The sequence below is a fragment of the Luteimonas gilva genome (genome assembly GCF_005239095.1).
Lineage (GTDB): Bacteria > Pseudomonadota > Gammaproteobacteria > Xanthomonadales > Xanthomonadaceae > Luteimonas_C > Luteimonas_C gilva.
Genome location: NZ_SZUA01000001.1, coordinates 85,603 through 101,984, shown reverse-complemented (window position 1 = coordinate 101,984; position 16,382 = coordinate 85,603). Strand labels below are relative to the sequence as shown.

The following is a 16,382-nucleotide window of genomic DNA, read 5'->3' as shown; positions in this document are numbered from 1 at the left end:
AACGGGATGGCCGGATGAAGCAAGGATGGCGTATGGGGCTCCACGCGGCGGCGTGTCTGCTGTCGCTGGGCTTGTGCGCCTCCGTCCATGCCGCCAGCCTGCAGGTATCGCCCACGTCGGTGACGTTGCAGGCACGGCAGAACGCCGACGGGCTCACCCTGACCAACACCGGCACCGCGCCCCTGCATGCCCAGGTGCGCGTGTTCCGCTGGACACAGCAAGGCGACGAAGAAAAGCTCGAGCCCACCCGCGACATCGCGATCAGCCCGCCGATGCTGCAACTCGCGCCGGGCGCCCAGCAACTGGTCCGCGTCATCCGTCTCGGCGCGCCGCCGACGGACGTGCAGACCGGCTATCGCTTGATCGTCGACGAACTGCCGGTGGAAAAAAGCGAGGCCAAGCCCGGCTTGCAGTTCGTGCTGCAGTATTCGGTGCCCGTGTTCCTGATGCCGCAGGGCGATGCGTCGATCGCGCCCGAGCTGCGGGCGCGCGTGGTGCGCGAAGACGATCGCGCCTATATCGCGATCGGCAACAGCGGCAAGGCGCATGCCCAGGTCGCGGAATTGGCCTATGTCGCTGCGGACGGCAGTTCACACACCATCGCGGCGGGCTTGTCCGGCTACGTGCTGCCCGGAAATACCAGGCGCTGGCCGCTGCCCGCCACGCTTACCGTGTCGTCTTCCGGCACATTCAAGGCGAGGATCAACGGTGAACCCGTCGTGCAGACGCTGCCGCTGGATCCGGCCGCTCCGTGATGCGCTGCTGACGGCATCGCTGGCGGTTGGCGCGGATTTCCCGGCCTTTGCGGAAACACCGGTCGGGTCGACGGCTGTCTCGGACATCGACGGCGAAGAGCTTTATCTGGAAGTGATCCTCAACCAGGCCCGCAACGGCCAGCTGTCCCGTTTCGTGCGTCGCGGCGAGCGCTTTTTCGCCAGCGCGGACACCCTGCGCCAGTTGGGCTTCAGAGTCGAAGGCGCGGACCCGGGCGCGATGCGCGCACTCGACGAATTCGGCGGCGTCGCCGTTCGTTACGACGCTGGCAAGCAGATCCTTTCGATCGACGCGCCGTTGTCGCAGCTGTCGCTGCCCACGACGATGCTCAACGCGCCGCGCGCCGACGAACCGCAGGCCGCGGGACCGGCGCCGGGCGCGCTGCTCAATTACGATCTTTACGGCAGCCGCCAGGACGGCGCCAACAATCTGACCGCGACGGCCGAATTGCGCTTGTTCGGCATCGGCGACGGCGTGTTCAGCAACACCGCCGTGACCCGCGCCTACCGCGGACGCGGCGGCGATTGGCGCGGCGAAACGGTACGCTTGGACAGCAGTTGGCAACTGTCCTTTCCCGAATCCGCGGTCACCGTCGTGGTCGGCGACACCTTCAGCGGCTTCCTCAACTGGACCCGCACGGTGCGGCTGGGCGGCGTGCAGATCGGCCGCAACTTCGCCCTGCAGCCCTACCGCATCACCGCGCCTTTGCCGTCTTTTCTCGGCGAAGTCGCGGTACCTTCGTCGGTGGAGCTTTACGTCAATGGGATGCGGCAATACAGCGGCCAGGTGCCCACTGGACCGTTCCAACTCGCCACCGTGCCCGGGGTGACAGGCGCGGGCGATGCGCGGATCGTCGTCACCGACGCGTTCGGCCGCACGCGGACGCTGGATTTTCCGTTCTATGCGACTCAGCAATTACTTGCTAAGGGGTTGTCGGACTGGTCGGCGACCGCGGGCGTGGTGCGAGAGAACTACGGCCTGCGTTCCTTTTCATACGCCAACGACCCGGTCGCCAGCGGCAATTGGCGTTACGGCGTGAGCGACCGTTTCACCGCCGAAGCGCACGCCGAGACCGGTGGCGGCCTGACCAATGCCGGCGCGGGCGGCCTGTGGCTGTTGCGAAGAGCAGGCGTGCTGAGCGGCTCGTACGCGCACAGCGAATTGGACGGCCGAAACGGCGCGCAGACGTCGCTCGCCTATTCCTGGAACAACGGCCGCTTCAATTTTTCCGCCGACAGCCAACGCACGCACGGCGAGTACCGCGATATCGCATCGCTGTACGGTCCGCTGCCGCCGCGGGTCAGCGAACGGGTGCTGGCGGGCTTCGCCACGCCTTCGTTCGGCAATTTCAGCGCGAGCTACGTGCGACTGGCCTATCCGGAGGGCGGAACCTCGCGCTACGCCGGCGCCTATTGGTCGCAAACCTTTTCGCGCGGCTGGTCGGCCCATCTTTCGCTCAACCAGAACCTGGACGACGACGACGATCGCAGCGTTTATCTGGGGGTCTCGGTGGCGCTGGGCAGCGACTACCAGGCGAACCTGTCGCTGCAACGCAACGGCGACCGCGACGATGCCGTGCTCGACGCGTCGCGGCCCGTGCCGGGCGACGGCGGCTACGGCTGGCGCGTGCAGGCGCGCGGCGGAGACGATGGCGGCGGCGGGCTGGCCGAAGCGGGCTGGATCAATGGAACCGGCCGTTACGGCCTGGGTTTCGCCGGTTTCGGCGGCGCCAGCTACGGCTACGCCAGCGCGAGCGGCGGGCTAGTGCTGATGGGCGGCCACCTGTTCGCATCGCGCAACATCGGCGACGCGTTCGCGGTGGTGTCCACCGACGGCGTCGGCGGCGTGCCGGTGAAGCTGGAGAACCGCCTGATCGGCCGCACAGACGAGGACGGGATGCTGCTGGTCACGCCGCTCAACGCGTGGCAACACAACAAGTTGTCGATCGACCCGATGGATTTGCCGGCCAACATGCGCATCGCCGATGTGGACCTGCTGGCGACGCCGCGCGACCGCTCCGGCGCGCGCGTGCGCTTCGCTATAACTCCGGCGCGGGCGGCGGTGGTCGTATTGCACGACGCGGCCGGCCAACCGTTGCCGCTGGGCAGCACGGCCCGTATCGAAGGCGCCTCGGATACCGAGGCGATCGTCGGCTACGACGGCGAAACGTATTTCGACGCGTTGCAGGCGCACAACCGCTTGCACGCCCGTTCGCCCGCCGGCCCCTGCACCGCCAGCTTCGACTATCCGGCCGCGAGCGATGCCATTCCGCGCATCGGCCCTTTGATCTGCAAGCGGGAGACTGCGCCATGAGCCCCCTTATCGTCAGGTTCGCGCTGGTGTCGGCCATGTTCCTGGGACTTCTCGGCTTCAACCCGTCGGCGAGCGCGGCGACCACCTGCAGCGCCACCAGTCCGGGCACGCTCAGCTTCGGATCGGTATCCCTCACCGGCCAAACCGACGCCATGGTCACGTTCAACGTGACTTGCAACACCTTCGGACTGTCGCTGCTGGCCAATGCGAAAGTCAGGATGTGCCTGAACATCGGCGACGGCGTGAACGGCGGCGGCAATTTCAATCCGCGCAGGATGCTCAACGCCACCAACGACGGATTGCAATTCCAGTTGTACACCGATGCCAGCCGCACCCTGATCTGGGGATCGCGCGGCAATCCTACGGTGCCGACGCCGAACGGACTGGATTTCGACTATTCGGTGCCGCTGCTGGGCGGAAGCCAGACGCTGCCGGTCACGCTCTACGGACGCGTGCCAACCCAGACGCTGATCGCGGGCAACTACACCAACCCCTTCACTACCATCCACACGTCGATCGAATTCCACTACAACGAAACCTTGCTGGGCACCGCCAACTACCCCGCTTCCTGCGTATCGGGCGGAACCGCCGGCACTGGCTCAACCTTTCCATTCACGGTCACGGCCAGCGTGCCGGTGAACTGCCGCGCCTACGTCACCACCGAACTGAATTTCGGCAACGTGCCGGGCCTGATCAGCGCGAACAAGGACCAGATCTCGACCATCGCCATGATCTGCACCGGCCGCACCGCCTGGAACGTGGGCCTGAACAACGGCCTGAACGCCAGCGGCAGCATCCGTCGAATGCGGCTGGGCGCCACCGGCAACTACGTGAACTACGAGCTATACCGCGAAACGGGCCGGACGAATCGCTGGGGCACCGTGATCGGCACCGATACGGTCCCGGGGACAGGAACCGGCACGGAGCAGACCCTGACGGTTTTCGGCCGGGTGCCGGCGACGCAGGCTGCGGCGGCCGGCAATTACAGCGACACGATCACCGTAACCATCACCTATTAGCTCTTTCAAACGGGGAAGCGGACCCGGAAGGCCCCGGACCTCGCCGATTTGCCTGAAAACCGGGCCGCGGGCTATACTTCCGCGGCTTTTTTGGCCCCCGGCCCGGAAGCCGCCCACGACGGGCGTCACCGTCGAATACACACCTGCTGCAATGACCCCGTGCCGGGGTGCCCGCTGTCGAAGGGGTTCGGTCACGGAGGCGGCGGGGAGGCCCAACCCCGGAACCTATCGCCCGCTCGCGGGCGAACCGCCATCACCTATCCGGCGGCCGGTTCCCCATTCGGAGTTTTAGCCATGTCCCAGATCACCATGCGCCAGATGCTGGAAGCCGGCGTGCATTTCGGCCACCAGACGCGCTACTGGAATCCCAAGATGGGCCCGTACATCTTCGGCGCCCGCGGCAAGATCCACATCATCAATCTCGAAAAGACGCTGCCGCTGTTCACCGACGCGATGAACTTCATCTCCGCGATCGCCCAGAAGCGCGGCACCGTGCTGTTCGTCGGCACCAAGCGCAGCGCCCGCGAAGCGATCAAGGAAGAAGCCGCCCGTTGCGGCATGCCCTACATGACCCAGCGCTGGCTGGGCGGCACCCTGACCAACTTCCGCACCGTGAAGGCCTCGGTCGCGCGCCTGAAGGAACTGGAAGCCGGCGAAACCGACGGCACCTTCCAGAAGCTGGTCAAGCACGAAGTGCTGGCCCTGCGCCGCGAGCGCGACAAGCTGGAAGCCTCGCTGGGCGGCATCAAGGAAATGAACCGCCTGCCCGACGCGCTGTTCGTGATCGACATCGGCCATGAAGACATCGCCATCAAGGAAGCCAAGAAGCTCGGCATCCCGGTGATCGCGGTGGTCGACACCAACTACGATCCGGCCCTGGTCGACTACGCCATTCCGGGCAACGACGACGCCATCCGCGCCGTGCAGCTGTACGCCCGCGCCGCCGCCGACGCCGTGCTGGAAGGCAAGGCCGCCGCGCCGGCCGCCGGCGTGCGCGAGGACGAGTTCGTCGAGCTGGACGCCGAAGGCAACCCGGTCGCCGACAAGCGCGGTCCGCGCGGTCGCGGCGCTCCGGCCAAGAAGGCTGCGCCGGCCAAGAAGGACGCCGCCGCTCCGAAGGCCGACGCCGAGGCCGGCGAAGGCGAAGCGGCCGAAGCCGCCGAGTAACCGCTGCGCAACGCAGCCGCGCGAACATGCGCGGCTGCTCTTAGCCGTCATTCCCGCCAAGGCGGGAATCCAGCGAATTTGCGGGCATCCCGCCTGGTTCCCGGCGTTCGCCGGGATGACGACCACTTTCGAAGAATACCGAGGTAGATCCCATGGCAGAAATCACCGCATCCCTGGTCAAGGAACTGCGCGAGCGCACCGGCGCCGGCATGATGGAGTGCAAGAAGGCGCTCACCGAGAACAACGGCGACATCGAAGCCGCCGCCGATTGGCTGCGCAAGACCGGCCTGGCCAAGGCCGACAAGAAGGCCGACCGCGTCGCCGCCGAAGGCCGCGTGGCCATGGCCCAGGCCGACGGCAAGGCCGTGCTGGTCGAGATCAACTCCGAAACCGACTTCGTGGCCAAGGACGCCAACTTCCTGGCCTACACCGACGCCGTGGCCCAGGCCGCGCTGAACGCGAACGACGTGGAAGCGCTGAAGTCGGCGACGATCGGTTCGGGCGAGACCGTCGAAGCTTCGCGCTCGGCGCTGATCGCCAAGGTCGGCGAGAACGTGCAGGTGCGCCGCATGGCGCGCCTGGAAAGCGCCAACACCATCGGCGCCTACGTCCACGGCGGCCGCATCGGCGTGCTGGTCGAACTCAAGGGCGGCAACGCCGAGCTCGCCCGCGGCTTGGCGATGCACATCGCCGCGATGAACCCGCCGTACATTTCGGCGGCGCACGTGCCGGCCGAGTTCGTCGCGCGCGAGAAGGAAATCGCCCTGGCCCAAGTGAAGGATTCGGGCAAGCCGGCCGAAATCCTGGAGAAGATGATCTCGGGCAAGGTCGCCAAGACCATCAACGAGATGACCCTGACCGGCCAGCCTTACGTGCTGAACACCGATCAGACCGTCGAAGCCGCGCTGAAGGCCGCTGGCGGCGCCGAAGTGCTGAACTTCGTGCGCTTGGCCGTGGGCGAAGGCATCGAGAAGAAGGAAGACGACTTCGCCGCGGAAGTGATGAAGCAGGCGGGTCTGGCATAAGCCGTCCGATCTTCGGAACAAGAAAAAGCCGCGGGAAACCGCGGCTTTTTTGTTTTTAACCCTCTCCCGCGTGCGGGAGAGGGTGCAATGCGCCTACTCCTTCGCCTGCAACACCACTTCCTCGTACGGCTGCACCACCACCCACCCGTCGCCGGCGAACTTCAGCTGCACGCTTTCGCCCGAGCCGCGCCCGAACAGCGTGCCCAGCGAAATGTCGGCGACGATCTCCGGTGATAACCCGCCCGACCACGCCACCGTCGCGTTCGGATCGGTGAATACCGGTCCGGTCTGCGCGTTCACCGGCAGAGTCAGCGGCTGGTAATGCGACGTGATGGCGACGATGCCGTGCCCGCTCAATCTCACATTGAACAGGCCGCCGGACAGCATGCCGGCCACGCGCCGCATCATCGTGATCTTGTTGTCGATGCCCGCTTCGATCGCCAGCACGTCGTTGCCGTTGACGAAGATCGCTTCGCCGGCCAAGCGCAGTAGGGTGATCTTCTTGCCGGCATCGGCCAAATAGACACGGCCCTCGCCTTCCATCTTCATCAGCTGCATGCCTTCGCCGCTGACCGCCTTCTTCAAAAGATTGCCCAGGCCCTGCTCCAGCACACCCTGCCGGGTGAACTTCACGTTGCCCTTGCGCGCCACCATCGCACCGGCCTTCGCCCACACCAGGCCGTCGACGCGCACCTCGAGCAGATGCGGATTCTCCAATTCGAACGCTTCCGGGCTGGCGTCTTTTTCCTTGGATGCGGCTAGGAACTCCTGTAGCGACTGCACGGCCATTGCGGCTCCTCGCGTTGACGGGAGCGCGATGTTAGCCCGCCCTCGCTTCGCTTTGGCGACAGCGCCGGGCCCGCTTCGGCTAGAATTGCAGCGTTTGCACGCCTGGAGTCCGCCGATGCCCGCTCTCGCCTACCGCCGCGTCCTGTTGAAGCTGTCCGGCGAGGCCTTGATGGGCGACGAGGATTACGGCATCGATCCGAAGGTGATCGGGCGCTTGGCGCGCGAGGTGATCGAAGCGCGCGAAGCCGGCGCCGAGATCGCGCTGGTGATCGGCGGCGGCAACATCTTCCGCGGCGCCGGTTTGGCCGCATCCGGCATGGACCGCGTCACCGGCGACCAGATGGGCATGCTGGCCACCGTGATCAACGCGCTGGCGATGCAGGACGCTTTGGAAAAACTGGGCGCGAAAGTCCGAGTGATGAGCGCGATCAAAATCAACGACGTCTGCGAGGACTACATCCGTCGCCGAGCGATCCGCCATCTGGAAAAGGGCCGGATCGCGATCTTCGCCGCCGGCACCGGCAATCCCTTCTTCACCACCGATTCGGGCGCGGCGCTGCGCGCGATCGAGATCGGCGCCGATCTGCTGCTGAAGGCGACCAAGGTCGACGGCGTGTACGACGCCGATCCGAAGAAAAATCCGAACGCCAAGCGCTTCGATTCGTTGACCTACGACGAGGTGATCAGCCGCGACCTCAACGTGATGGACACCGCTGCGTTCGCGCTGTGCCGCGACAGCGACTTGCCGCTGCGGATCTTCGACATGGGCCAGCCGGGCGTGCTGCTGAATGTCCTGAAGGGCGCCAACATCGGCACCCTGGTCCAAGGCCGCGGCTAAACCGCTTTTTGTGGGAGCGGCTTCAGCCGCGAGCTCTTCCACCTGTGCCGCAGCATCGATTCGCGGTGGGCCGAAAAAGCTCGCGGCTGAAGCCGCTCCCACAAAAGCTGCTGGCGGTGAAATAGTGTCCGGGCCCAGCGGGTGGCAGGATTCGCCCATGCACTCCCACGACCACGGTTCCAACACCCGCGCTTTCGCCGCGGTGACGCTGATCAACCTCGCCTACACCGCGCTCGAAGCGGGCTACGGCTTCGCCACCAACTCGCTGGCGCTGCTGTCCGATGCGCTGCACAACCTGGGCGACGTACTGGGCCTGGGCCTGGCTTGGGGGGCGGCGGTCATCGCCAAGCGGCCGCCGACCCAACGCCACACCTACGGCTGGCGGCGCGCGACTTTGCTGTCGCCGCTGGCCAACGCGCTACTGCTGGTGGCGTTCGCCGGCGCGCTGGGCTGGGAAGCCGTGCGCCGTTTCAGCGCGCCGCCGCAGATTCCGGCCATGCCGGTGGTGGTCGTGGCGGCGATCGGCATCGCGGTCAACCTCGGCGCGGCGTGGTTCGTGCGCGACGGCCACGCCCAGGATCTGAACCGCCGCGGCGCTTTCCTGCACCTGGTCGCCGATGCCGCGGTCTCGCTGGCCGCGGTGCTGGCCGGCATCGGCATGTTGACCCTGGGTTGGGCCTGGCTGGATCCGCTGACCGCGCTGGTGGTCGGCGGCGTGGTCGCCATCGGCGCCTTCGGCCTGCTGCGCGACGCCTTCAACGCCGCGATGGACGCGGTGCCGCGCGGCATCGACCAGGCCGAGGTAAACGCCTTCCTGGTCTCGCAGCCGGGGGTCAGCGCGGTCCACCATCTGCACATCTGGTCGCTGGGTGCGGGAGAAATCGCGATGACCGCGCATCTGGTGCGTCCCCAAGGCGACGACCACGACGGCTTCATCGACCGCCTGGTCCACGACTTGGACGAACGATTCGGGATCAACCACCCGACCTTACAGATCGAACACGGCCAGGCCTGCGAGCACGACCTGCACGACCGCGCCCCGCACGCCCATTGATCGTCTGTAGCCCGGGTAAGGCCAAAGGCCGCACCCGGGATCCTGGCAGGACCAACGGCCGCGCGGCGGTCCGCTTCACGAAACGCCTGCGGCGTTTCCCGGGTGCGCTGCGCTTACCCGGGCTACAATTCCCGGCTGAATCATGCAACGGAGCCGGCCATGACGCCGAACGACATCAAGAAGGACGCCCAGACCCGCATGGCCAAGAGCGTGGACGCGCTGCGCCACGACCTGACCAAGGTCCGCACCGGCCGTGCCTCGGCCGCGCTGGTCGACCATTTGAAGGTGAACTACTACGGCTCGGATACGCCGCTCTCGCAAGTGGCCAGCATCGCCGTCACCGACGCGCGCACCTTGACCATCAGCCCGTACGAGAAGCAGATGGTCGGGCCGGTGGAGAAGGCGATTCTCGCCTCCGATCTGGGCCTGACCCCGAACACCGCGGGCACCACCATCCGCATCAACCTGCCCGCGCTGACCGAGGAACGCCGCAAGGAACTGTCCAAACACGTCCACGGCGAAGGCGAAGACACGAAGGTCGCGATCCGCAACATCCGCCGCGACGCCAATCAGCAGGTGAAGGATTTGCTCAAGGACAAGAAGATCACCGAGGACGACGAGCGCCGCAGCGAGGACGAGATCCAGAAGCTGACCGACAAGGCGATCAAAGACGTCGACGAGGTGGTCAAGGCCAAGGAACAGGAATTGATGGCGGTTTGACCCGGCCATCGACATGAGCGCAACGCCGCCCGCGCCCGTGCGCGTCCCGCGCCACTTGGCCGTCATCATGGACGGCAACGGCCGCTGGGCCGAACGCCGCAGACGGCCGCGCGTGATCGGCCACCGAGCCGGCGCGCGTTCGGTCAATCTGTGCATCGACTTCTGCCTGGAACAAGGCATCGAAGCGCTGACCTTGTTCGCCTTCTCCAGCGAGAACTGGGGCCGGCCCGAAGAAGAAGTCGGCGCCTTGATGAAATTGTTCCTCAACGCGCTGGATCGCGAAGTCGAAGAACTCGGCCGGCGCGGCGTGCGAATCCGCTTCATCGGCGAACGCGAACGCTTCGGCGCCGTGCTGCGCGAGAAGATGGACACGGCCGAGGCATCGACCCGCCAACACCGCCGCCTGACCTTGTCGATCGCCGCCAGTTACGGCGGCCGCCAAGACATGGCGGCGGCGGCGCGTTCGCTGGCGCGCGACGTGGCGGAAGGCAAGTTGCGGCCCGAGGACATCGACGAAGCCGCCGTGGCCGCACGCATGGCCCTGGCCGATTTGCCGCCGCCGGACCTCTTCATCCGCACCGGCGGCGACCACCGCATCAGCAATTTCCTGCTTTGGCAGCTGGCCTACACCGAGCTCTGGTTCACCGAGACGTTGTGGCCGGAGCTGGATGCGGCGACACTGCGCCGCGCCCTGGACGATTACGCCCAGCGCGAGCGCCGTTTCGGCCTGACCGGGGCGCAAGTGGCAGCCCCCTCCGCACCGAGCGCCGAATGACGAAGATCCGCACCCTGACCGCTCTGATCCTGGCGCCGATCGCGATCGCGGCCATCCTGCTGCTGCCCACGCCCTGGCTGGCGGCGCTGGCGGCGGTGGTGTTCCTCGCGGGGCTGTGGGAATGGTTCAAGCTGGCCGAGATCGACGACACCCTGTCGCGCACCGTGCTGCTGCTGGTCAACCTGCTGCTGATGGTCGCCCTGGTGTGGGCTTCGCGCTCGTCCAGCGGCGGCTCGCTGGTGCTGTTCCAATTGGCGACGGTGGTGGGCGTGATCTGGTGGCTGCTGGCGGCGCTGTGGCTGAAGCATTACTCGTTCGCCTCGGACCACGATACGCATGCGCGCATGTTCAAGCTCGCCGCCAGCACGCTGGCGGTGGTGCCCGCTTGGTGCGCGTTGGGCTTGATCCACGCCAGCGATCCGACGCCCAGCGTGTGGGGCACGATTCCGAAAGGCCATCTATGGCTGCTGACCGCGCTGATGATCGTGTGGGCGGCGGACAGCGGCGCGTATTTCGTCGGCCGCCGCTTCGGCAAGCACAAGCTCAGCCCGCGGATCAGTCCGAACAAGACCGTCGAAGGCCTGCTCGGCGGGCTGGCGGCCGGCATCGCGGTCGGCGTGGCCGGCGGCGCGCTGGCCGGGGCATCGCCCGCGCAATTGCCTTGGGTAGCGCTGGTGGCGCTGCTCGCGGTCGCCGCTTCGGTGGTCGGCGATTTGTACGAAAGCCTGCTCAAGCGCCACGTCGGCGCCAAGGACTCGAGCAATCTGCTGCCCGGCCACGGCGGCATCCTCGACCGCCTCGACGGCGTGCTGGCGGCCCTGCCCGTGTTCGCGCTGGGGAAAGCCTGGCTCGGCTTCTGAGTCCGCGACGATGACGGCTTCCGCTGCGCGCAACGTCGCCGTCTTCGGCGCCACCGGATCGATCGGCGCGTCCGCGCTCGATGTGATCGCGCGCCATCCCGACCGCCTGCGCGCCAGCGTGCTCGCCGCGGGCAGCAACGTGCCCGCCTTGCTCGCGCTGTGCGTGCGCCATAAGCCCGCGCACGCGGCGATCGCCGACGCTTCCCGCTACGCCGAATTGCGCGACGGCTTGCGCGACGCCGGCTTGTCCACACAGGCGCACGCCGGCCCCGAGGCGCTCGACGCGCTGGCCGCCGGCGACGTTTGCGACACCGTGGTCGCCGCCATCGTCGGCGCGGCCGGACTGGCCTCGACTCTCGCCGCCGCGCGCGCCGGCAAGCGCCTGCTGCTGGCCAACAAAGAATCGCTGGTGCTGGCCGGCGAATTGTTGACCGGCATCGCCCGCGACTCCGGCGCGCAAATCGTGCCCATCGACAGCGAGCACAACGCGATCTTCCAATGCTTGCCCGACGCGGCCTGCGCCGACGCGCTGCGCCGGATCGTGCTGACCGCTTCCGGGGGTCCCTTCCGCGGGTGGGACCGGGAACGGTTGCGCACGGTGACGCCGGCGCAGGCGGTGGCGCATCCGCGCTGGTCGATGGGGCCGAAGATCTCGGTCGATTCGGCCACGCTGATGAACAAGGGCTTGGAAGTGATCGAAGCCCACCACCTGTTCGGCATGGCCGCCGACCGCATCGAAGTGCTGGTGCATCCGCAGAGCCTGGTGCACTCGCTGGTGGAATTCATCGACGGTTCCACCCTCGCCCAGCTCGGCCTGCCCGACATGCGCACGGCGCTCGCGGTGGGCCTGGCCTGGCCGCAGCGGATCGAATCGGGCGTGGAAAGGCTGGATTTGCTGACGCAAGGCCGGCTGGATTTCGAAGCCCCCGACCTGGACGCTTTCCCCTGCCTGGCGCTGGCCTACCGCGCGCTGCGCGCCGGCGGCACCGCGCCGGCCATCCTTAATGCGGCCAACGAAATCGCCGTTTCAGCGTTTCTTCAGGGCCAACTGGGTTTCCTAGCCATACCTGCGCTGGTCGAGGACGTCCTCGCCGCGCTTCCTTCCCAAGCGGCCGATACGCTGGACACGTTGCTGGAGGCCGATGCGCAAGCGCGGCGGCTGGCATCGAAAGCGGCGGCGACAACGACGATCGGCGCATGAGCGACTTTTTCGGCTCGATTTGGTGGTTGATCGTCAGCATCGGCTTGCTGGTGACGTTCCACGAGTTCGGCCATTTCTGGGTCGCGCGCCGTTGCGGCGTCAAAGTGCTGCGCTTCTCGATCGGATTCGGCAACGCATTGTGGTCGCGCCAAGGGCGCGACGGCACCGAATACCGGATCGCGGCGATCCCGTTGGGCGGCTACGTCAAGATGCTCGACGAGCGCGAAGGCGACGTGCCGGCCTCCGAGGCTCAGCGCGCGTTCAACAACAAAAGCGTTTGGCAAAGGATCGCGATCGTCGCGGCCGGACCGATCGCCAACCTGGTGATGTGCGTCGCGCTGCTGTGGGCGATGTTCGTGATCGGCAAGCAGGACTATTCGCCGACCGTCGGTCGGGTCAGCGCGATCGCCGAACAAGCGGGATTGCGCGCCGGCGACCGGGTGCAGTCGGTCGACAAGCGCGCGACCGCCACCTGGGCGGACGCGACCCAGGCGATCATGCTCGCCGCCATCGACCGCCACGACGTCCCGCTGCGCGTGAGCGATGCGCAGGGCAACGCGCGCACGCTCGTGCTGCCGCTCTCGCGCCTGCCCGACGATTTCGACGAAACCCAATTCGCCCGCCAAACCGGTTTGCGCTGGCGCTTCACCCTGCAGCCGGCGGTCGTCGCCAAGATCACCCCCGGCACGCCGGCGTACGGCGTGCTGGCCGAAGGCGACCGCATCACCGCCGTGGACGGCGAGCCGGTGCTCGACGCGGAAGACCTGGTGAACCACGTCGCCAAGCTCGGCGAGCGCGGCGGCAGCGCGATGATCGAGGTCGAGCGCGACGGCTCCAGAATGGCCTGGACCCTGGCCCCGCAGCGGCTGAAGGATCCCCAGGGCAAGCCTTACTGGGGCCTGGGCCTGGGCTTGGCGGCCGCCCAGCAGCCCGCCTACGACGCGGTCCAGCGTTTCGGCCCGCTAGCTGCGGTTCCCCAGGCCTTCAGCGCGACCGCGGCCATGACCGCGGACTCGCTCGGCATGATCAAGCGCATGCTGACCGGCCAGGCGTCGATCAAGAACATCTCCGGGCCGATCACCATCGCGCGGGTCGCCAACGACACCGCCAAGCGCGGCCTGGACTGGTTTTTGAACTTTCTGGCCCTGCTTTCGCTCAGTCTGGCGATCATCAACCTGCTGCCGATCCCGGTTTTGGACGGGGGCCACTTGCTGTATTACCTTATTGAGTTGGTCAAGGGCAGCCCGCTGAGCGAGCGCGCCATGGCCGCCGGCCAGTACGTCGGTCTGGCCTTGCTGGCCAGCCTGATGGGCTTGGCGTTCTACAATGACATCCTGGGTCTGGTGCGCTGATGGCCCGTTTTTCGCGTTTCCCGCGCGATGAACGGCCGCGACGCGCCGCGAACCCGCAGCTCCCCTTAACGGACGTAACGATGACGCGAAGCCCCACTCGCCGCCTGCTTGCCCTCGCCCTCGCCTCGGCGCTGTCCGCGCCCGCCTGGGCGCAGTTCGCCCCGCCGGCCGCGACGCCGTCATCGCCGCTTCCCGCCCCCGCCGCCTCGCCCGAAGCCTTCACCGTCAGCGACATCCGCATCGACGGCCTGCAGCGCATCTCGGCCGGTACGGTGTTCACCTACCTTCCGATCGAGCGCGGCGACACCGTCGACCAGCCGCGGGTGGCCGCGGCGATCCGCGCCCTGTACAAGACCGGCTTCTTCGAGGACGTGCAGATCGGCCGCCAGGGCGGAATCCTGGTGGTGACCGTGAAAGAGCGCCCGGCGATCAACAAGCTCACGATCACCGGCAACAAGGACATCAAGACCGAAGACCTGTCGAAGGGCCTGAAGGACATCGGCCTGGCCGACGGCGAAACCTTCGACCGCATGGACCTGGACCAGGTCACCAAGGAATTGACCCGCCAGTACAACAACCGCGGTAAGTACAACGTCGAAGTCACGCCCACCGTGACCCAGCTCGACCGCAACCGCGTCGATGTGACCATCACGATCAAGGAAGGCAAGGCCGCCAAGATCCGCCATATCAACCTGATCGGCAACGAGAAGTACGAAGAGAAGTACATCCGCGACGACTGGGAATCGCGCGAGCACAACTGGATGAGCTGGTACAAGCGCGACGACCAGTATTCGCGCGAGAAGCTGGACGGCGACTTCGAGAAGCTCGACCAGTGGTACTTGGACCGCGGCTACGTGGATTTCGCCCGCGATTCGGTGCAGGTGGCGATCAGCCCCGACAAGCGCGACATGTTCATCACCGCCGGCGTCACCGAAGGCGAGCAGTACAAGATCTCCGACGTCAAGGTCAGCGGCGACACGGTGCTGCCGCGCGAGGAAGTGGAGAAGATGATCTTCGTCAAGAAGGATCAGATCTTCTCCCGGCGCGTGCTGCAGGCCACCACCGAAGCCATCACCGCGGTGCTGGGCAACATCGGCTACGCCTTCGCCCAGGTCAACCCGGTGCCGGACGTGGACCGCGAGAAGCGCACCGTCGGCATCGATTTCCAGGTCGTGCCCGGGCCGCGCGTGAACGTGCGCCGGATCGTCTTCAAGGGCAACAACCGCACCGCCGACGAAGTGCTGCGCCGGCAGATGCGCCAGTTCGAAGGCAGCTGGTACTCGCAGGTGGCGATCGACCGCTCCAAGATCCGCCTGCAGCAGCTGGGCTATTTCGAGACGGTCGACATCGAGACGCCGCAGGTGCCCGGCTCCAGCGACCAGGTCGACGTGGTGGTCAACGTCAAGGAAACCACCTCCGGCAGCTTCCTGTTCGGCGTCGGCTACTCGCAGCTGAGCGGCATCACCACCTCGATCCAGCTGACCGAGAACAACTTCCTCGGCAGCGGCAACCGCGTGTCGGTGGCGGCGCAGCGCAGCTCGTACCAGAAGCGCTACGACTTCTCGTTCATGAATCCGTATTTCAGCGACAACGGCATGGCGCTGGGCTACAACCTGTGGTGGCGCGAATTCGACTACTCGGACTTCAACGTCGCCCAGTATTCGTCCAACAGCGGCGCCGCGCAGGCCATCGTCAGCCTGCCGATCACCGAATACGACTCGGTCTCGGCCTTGTTGGGCATCGACACCAACGAGATCTTGGCGTTCCAGGGCACCACACCGCAGGTGATCGTCGACTACATCGACGCCGTCGGCAACCGCACCTTCCACTCGTGGCGCGCGCAGCTGGGCTTTTCCCGCGACACGCGCAACAACGCCATCTTCCCGAGCAGCGGCACCGCGCAGCGGATCACCGTGGAATCCACGCTGCCGGGATCGACGGTCGAGTACTACAAGATCGAATACGACTTCTCCAAGTTCTGGCCGCTCGGCCAGGCCCTGGTGCTCAACACGCGCCTGGACCTGGGCTACGGCGACGCCTACGGCAAGGACTTCACGCGCACCCTGCCCGACGGTCGCGTGGTCACCGCCAGCGGCTTGCCGTTCTTCGAGAACTTCTACGCCGGCGGCGTGAGCTCGCAAGGCCGCCTGCGCGGCTACGTCGACAACACCTTGGGCCCGCGCGCCACCAGCGTGTTCGGCTTCCCGCAGCCCATCGGCGGCTCGCTGAAGACGATCGGCTCGCTGGAAATGTTCTTCCCCAAGCTGTTCGACAGCAACGCGGCGCGGATCTCGGCGTTCCTGGATTTCGGCAACGTGTACAAGGACGTCGACAGCTTCTCGGCCAGCGAATTCCGCGCTTCGACCGGCGTCGCGCTGCTGTGGCGCTCGCCGATGGGGCCGATTTCGATCAGCTACGCCTTCCCGCTGCGCGACAAGGTCGGCGACGAAACCGAACGCCTGCAGTTCACCTTCTCGGGCGGACTGTAAGCGGTT

Annotated in this window: 14 protein-coding genes; 13 read left to right on the top strand and 1 reads right to left on the bottom strand. The window is 66.7% G+C overall.

Annotated features, from left to right (window positions below):
• Positions 1-32 precede the first annotated feature (32 nt).
• The 5 genes from FCE95_RS00440 to tsf all read left to right on the top strand — a co-directional run bounded on the left by FCE95_RS00440 (position 33) and on the right by tsf (position 6,298).
• Entirely contained in the window at positions 33-755 is a 723-nt protein-coding gene (locus FCE95_RS00440; protein WP_137265048.1) for a fimbrial biogenesis chaperone, read from the top strand.
• Positions 709-3,087: a fimbria/pilus outer membrane usher protein gene (locus tag FCE95_RS00435; protein WP_137265047.1), complete on the top strand. Its 2,379-nt coding sequence runs from the start codon at positions 709-711 to the stop codon at positions 3,085-3,087. Before FCE95_RS00440 ends, FCE95_RS00435 begins: the two co-directional genes overlap by 47 nt.
• Positions 3,084-4,106: a Csu type fimbrial protein gene (locus tag FCE95_RS00430; protein ID WP_137265046.1), complete on the top strand. Its 1,023-nt coding sequence runs from the start codon at positions 3,084-3,086 to the stop codon at positions 4,104-4,106. Before FCE95_RS00435 ends, FCE95_RS00430 begins: the two co-directional genes overlap by 4 nt.
• Before the next feature lie 294 nt (positions 4,107-4,400).
• Positions 4,401-5,273 (top strand): 30S ribosomal protein S2, encoded by an 873-nt coding sequence (gene rpsB / locus FCE95_RS00425; RefSeq protein WP_137265045.1) that lies wholly within the window; start codon positions 4,401-4,403, stop codon positions 5,271-5,273.
• Between the two features lie 152 nt (positions 5,274-5,425).
• Positions 5,426-6,298: a translation elongation factor Ts gene (gene tsf, locus FCE95_RS00420; RefSeq protein ID WP_137265044.1), complete on the top strand. Its 873-nt coding sequence runs from the start codon at positions 5,426-5,428 to the stop codon at positions 6,296-6,298.
• Positions 6,299-6,391: 93 nt separating this feature from the next.
• Here tsf and FCE95_RS00415 read toward each other — a convergent pair whose 3' ends face one another.
• Entirely contained in the window at positions 6,392-7,087 is a 696-nt protein-coding gene (locus FCE95_RS00415) for an AIM24 family protein (protein ID WP_137265043.1), read from the bottom strand.
• A gap of 115 nt (positions 7,088-7,202) precedes the next feature.
• Between FCE95_RS00415 and pyrH the strand changes: the two genes are divergently transcribed.
• The 8 genes from pyrH to bamA all read left to right on the top strand — a co-directional run bounded on the left by pyrH (position 7,203) and on the right by bamA (position 16,376).
• A complete protein-coding gene (pyrH, locus tag FCE95_RS00410; protein WP_137265042.1) occupies positions 7,203-7,925 on the top strand; it encodes a UMP kinase in 723 nt (240 codons plus the stop codon).
• A 157-nt stretch (positions 7,926-8,082) separates the two neighbouring features.
• Positions 8,083-8,979: a cation diffusion facilitator family transporter gene (locus tag FCE95_RS00405; protein ID WP_137265041.1), complete on the top strand. Its 897-nt coding sequence runs from the start codon at positions 8,083-8,085 to the stop codon at positions 8,977-8,979.
• 159 nt (positions 8,980-9,138) lie between these two features.
• Positions 9,139-9,699, top strand: coding sequence for a ribosome recycling factor (gene frr / locus FCE95_RS00400; protein WP_137265040.1), 561 nt, complete (start codon positions 9,139-9,141; stop codon positions 9,697-9,699).
• A gap of 13 nt (positions 9,700-9,712) precedes the next feature.
• Positions 9,713-10,474: a polyprenyl diphosphate synthase gene (uppS, locus tag FCE95_RS00395; RefSeq protein ID WP_189644597.1), complete on the top strand. Its 762-nt coding sequence runs from the start codon at positions 9,713-9,715 to the stop codon at positions 10,472-10,474.
• Positions 10,471-11,334 (top strand): phosphatidate cytidylyltransferase, encoded by an 864-nt coding sequence (locus tag FCE95_RS00390; RefSeq protein WP_137265039.1) that lies wholly within the window; start codon positions 10,471-10,473, stop codon positions 11,332-11,334. Before uppS ends, FCE95_RS00390 begins: the two co-directional genes overlap by 4 nt.
• A gap of 10 nt (positions 11,335-11,344) precedes the next feature.
• On the top strand, positions 11,345-12,535 hold the full coding sequence (locus FCE95_RS00385) for a 1-deoxy-D-xylulose-5-phosphate reductoisomerase (RefSeq protein ID WP_137265038.1): 1,191 nt from the start codon (positions 11,345-11,347) through the stop codon (positions 12,533-12,535).
• Positions 12,532-13,887: an RIP metalloprotease RseP gene (gene rseP, locus FCE95_RS00380; protein WP_137265037.1), complete on the top strand. Its 1,356-nt coding sequence runs from the start codon at positions 12,532-12,534 to the stop codon at positions 13,885-13,887. Before FCE95_RS00385 ends, rseP begins: the two co-directional genes overlap by 4 nt.
• 80 nt (positions 13,888-13,967) lie before the next feature.
• A complete protein-coding gene (gene bamA, locus FCE95_RS00375) occupies positions 13,968-16,376 on the top strand; it encodes an outer membrane protein assembly factor BamA (protein ID WP_137265036.1) in 2,409 nt (802 codons plus the stop codon).
• Positions 16,377-16,382: the final 6 nt, after the last annotated feature.